Origin of the sequence: Micromonospora sp. B11E3 (assembly GCF_039871625.1) — a bacterium.
Lineage (GTDB): Bacteria > Actinomycetota > Actinomycetes > Mycobacteriales > Micromonosporaceae > Micromonospora.
Genome location: NZ_JBDPMC010000175.1, coordinates 1 through 2,772, shown reverse-complemented (window position 1 = coordinate 2,772; position 2,772 = coordinate 1). Strand labels below are relative to the sequence as shown.

At 68.3% G+C, this 2,772-nt stretch carries 4 protein-coding genes; all 4 read right to left on the bottom strand.

All coding sequences use genetic code 11. The features are described 5' to 3' along the window. Window positions 1-149 precede the first annotated feature (149 nt). Window positions 150-278 carry a DUF305 domain-containing protein gene (locus tag ABGB16_RS33410; protein WP_347672046.1) on the bottom strand — a complete coding sequence of 43 codons (129 nt, stop codon included), beginning with the start codon at window positions 276-278 and terminating at the stop codon, window positions 150-152. A 149-nt stretch (window positions 279-427) separates the two neighbouring features. After that, window positions 428-1,345 (bottom strand): M56 family metallopeptidase, encoded by a 918-nt coding sequence (locus tag ABGB16_RS33405; protein ID WP_347672045.1) that lies wholly within the window; start codon window positions 1,343-1,345, stop codon window positions 428-430. Further along, window positions 1,342-1,701, bottom strand: a complete 360-nt coding sequence (locus ABGB16_RS33400; RefSeq protein ID WP_347672044.1) for a BlaI/MecI/CopY family transcriptional regulator — start codon at window positions 1,699-1,701, stop codon at window positions 1,342-1,344. Before ABGB16_RS33400 ends, ABGB16_RS33405 begins: the two co-directional genes overlap by 4 nt. 114 nt (window positions 1,702-1,815) lie before the next feature. Then, window positions 1,816-2,484, bottom strand: a complete 669-nt coding sequence (locus ABGB16_RS33395; RefSeq protein ID WP_347672043.1) for a C39 family peptidase — start codon at window positions 2,482-2,484, stop codon at window positions 1,816-1,818. Window positions 2,485-2,772: the final 288 nt, after the last annotated feature.

Here is a 2,772-nt window from a genome sequence, read left to right as displayed (position 1 = left end):
ACTCATGACTATACGTCTGGCCGGTCAAACAGTCCGCTGGGCCAACGCCACCGAGCGCGAAGCCGCCCAACGCATCAACGTTGAGCGACTTCTCGCCACGTAGTCACCCGGTTACCCGACGGTCTCTGACAGCTGGCTGAGTGGGCTGTTCATCTCCGCGATCTCGTTTCGCGGTCGGCAACGATTTGCTGCGCCAGGGCCTTGGTCTCGGGGTTGGAGCCCTTCTGCATCTGTTCCTTGGCCATGGTGACCGCGCTTTGATGATGAGCAATCATCATGGCCAAGGAACTGCCGGTAGAAGTCGGTGCCAGTGGCGGTCTTGAGCCTGGCCATGTCGGCGTCGGGCATCATGCAGGCATGGCGGCGTGGCCGGTGCCGTGACCGCCCCCGTCTGATCCGGGCGCTCCACAAGGTGGGCGTCGACGATTCAGACGCAGATGGTGACCGCGACGACTGCAGCCACTACCGCGGGTGCAGCCGCCGCCATGAGCGGCAGAACCGCTCGCCCCATCCTGGGGTGATGGACTCCCCCGTCCTGCAGCCGGCCTAGCCGGACCGCTAGGTTGCTGCCGGCCATCGGAAGCGCATGCGCGGGCTGCGGCATGCCGCCTAGGGCGATCAGCGCGTCGCGGACTGCGGGCGCACCGCACACCCGCACCGTCTTGTCGTCGGCGCGCAGCTCAACCAGCAGCTGTATGGCGCGCGGAGAACGGCGGGCGAGTGGCACCCACGGTGCGGCTGCGGCAAGAACCTCGGCTGCGGCGACGATGAGGTGATGGCGGCCATTGACGTGTGCCCGCTCGTGGCACAGCACGGCCTCGCGCTGCTGCGGCGGTAGTTGGAGGACGCCGTCACTGACGATGATCATCGCCTGCCGGCCCCCGAGGCTGTATGCCAGCGGCGCGGGGTGAGGGATCCGCAGCACCGCCTCTCGTGTCGGGGCGGTTCCGCCCAGCAGGGTCAGCAGATCAAGATGCGCCTGCTGGGTTTCACGCTGGGCGCGCATTCGTCGCCTGACAGTAAGCAGGGCCCGCGCGATTGACGCGCCGAGCGCGGCCACGCCGACGATCCCGACAATCTCGCCGGCTGCGGGGAGGCGGCCGTGCTGTAGGGCGAACCAACAGTGGTGCATCAGATTTCGTGCCCAGTCCTCGACGCCGGTGTCGGGAGTGAGCAGGAAAGCGACCCCGACGGCGAGGGTGGCCGGAACCGCGGCCAGGGTGACCCACCAGGCCAGGAGCACGGCGATCGGGTCACGTACGCGGTCGACAGCGGCCTCCAGCAGCGTCGGTGCCAGCCACGCCACGACGAGTGCCCCGATGATGAGCGCTAGCGCGGCGCTCATGGGCTGCCGGCTCGTTCGTCGAGCACCTTACGCAGCACGGCCAGCTCTCGCTCGGAAGCGGAGCGGGCGAAGTGCAGCAGTACCACGTCCGGGTGCCCGCTGGTTTCGAGCATGCGCCGCAGGACACCTGCGGCGATCTCTTCTCGGGTGCCAGCGGGCCGGTAGTGGTAGGCCCTTCCGTTCTTGTCGCGCAGCACCCACTGTTTGCGGTGCAGATTGTCCAGAACGGTCATCACGGTGGTGTAGGCGAGACTGCGGCCCGCCAGGCGGTCAAGCACGTCGCGGACTCGCAGGGGCGTGTCGGTCTGCCACAGCACCTGCATGACGGCTGCTTCGAGCTCACCCAGGCCGTTCACCCGCACCTCCGCTTCCCGTGTACAGCCTACGCACCCGTACGGCGGGTGCGGTTGGCGTGTAGAGGGCTGTGGCCCCTGGCGTGAGTGCCAGGGGCCACGTGGGGTTCGAGATGATCAGGCGGAGTAGCCGCGGGAGGCGGCCCACTGGCCCAGCTCGTCCACGGACATCCAGTAGGTGCCGTCGCCGACAGGCTGCCACGGGTCGGCGATCTTGATCTGGTCGCCGTCGTAGCCCACCACAGTCAGGTAGTGCCCGACCGGGAAGTCCCGTACGACGCCATCGGCGTCGGTGCCGGCACCGATGACGTTGACGACTGGGATCCGCCCGTCGTCGATCGCGGCGGTGAGATCGCTCTTGAGTCGCCGCACCTCATCGGCGCTGGCGGTGTCGTTCGGAATCTCACCCGTGGTGTAGGCGTCCTCGCCGAGCTCGGCGTTGAGGACCCGGGTGATGTCAAACGCCGACGCCGTCCCGGCGACGGTGGTGCCGAGCTTGGTGGCCAGCTCGTCCTGGCTCTGGATCTTGCCTTGGGCACTGAGTGCGATGCGGGTCGACGCCGGTCCACAGAAGTAGATGTTGGGCTGCTCCTGGAAGCGATAGTCGTCCACGCGCTTGTCCGACGTGGCGATCGCCTGCTGCGCGACCGTTGGCGAAGGTGCGGCGAGCGCGCCCGTCGCAGGGCCGGCGATGCCGGCACCGATGAGGGCAAGCCCGGCGACGCCGAACGCGCTGCGGCGCGCGATAGCGTGGCGAGCCCTGGTCCATGTATCGAACGTGTTCATTGCTGCAACCTTTCCTCGGGTGACCAGCACCGGGATCGGGCTGGCATCACGGGGAAGTGCCGCCCCGTTGAAAGTGCGCCGGATACGGCGAACGCCGGGCATGCTGCTCCGGCGTGCATCTGTGGGACAACGGCCGAGGCGGGAGCCGCATTCCGGGGTCTGGGTGGCGGTCGCCACCGTGCCGTCTGCCGGAGCGGACATTGGCGGCGTTGGGGGTGCATCCCGACATTCGGTCGTGTGCCAGTGGGTCACACAAAGGCGCGGCGGCCGGACCCTCGGGGTCCGGCC

Coding starts and splice junctions, on each gene's coding strand:
- ABGB16_RS33395 (WP_347672043.1), bottom strand. CDS start 2,484: ATGAACACGTTCGATACATGGACCAGGGCTCGCCACGCTATCGCGCGC.
- ABGB16_RS33405 (WP_347672045.1), bottom strand. CDS start 1,345: ATGAGCGCCGCGCTAGCGCTCATCATCGGGGCACTCGTCGTGGCGTGG.
- ABGB16_RS33410 (WP_347672046.1), bottom strand. CDS start 278: ATGATGATTGCTCATCATCAAAGCGCGGTCACCATGGCCAAGGAACAG.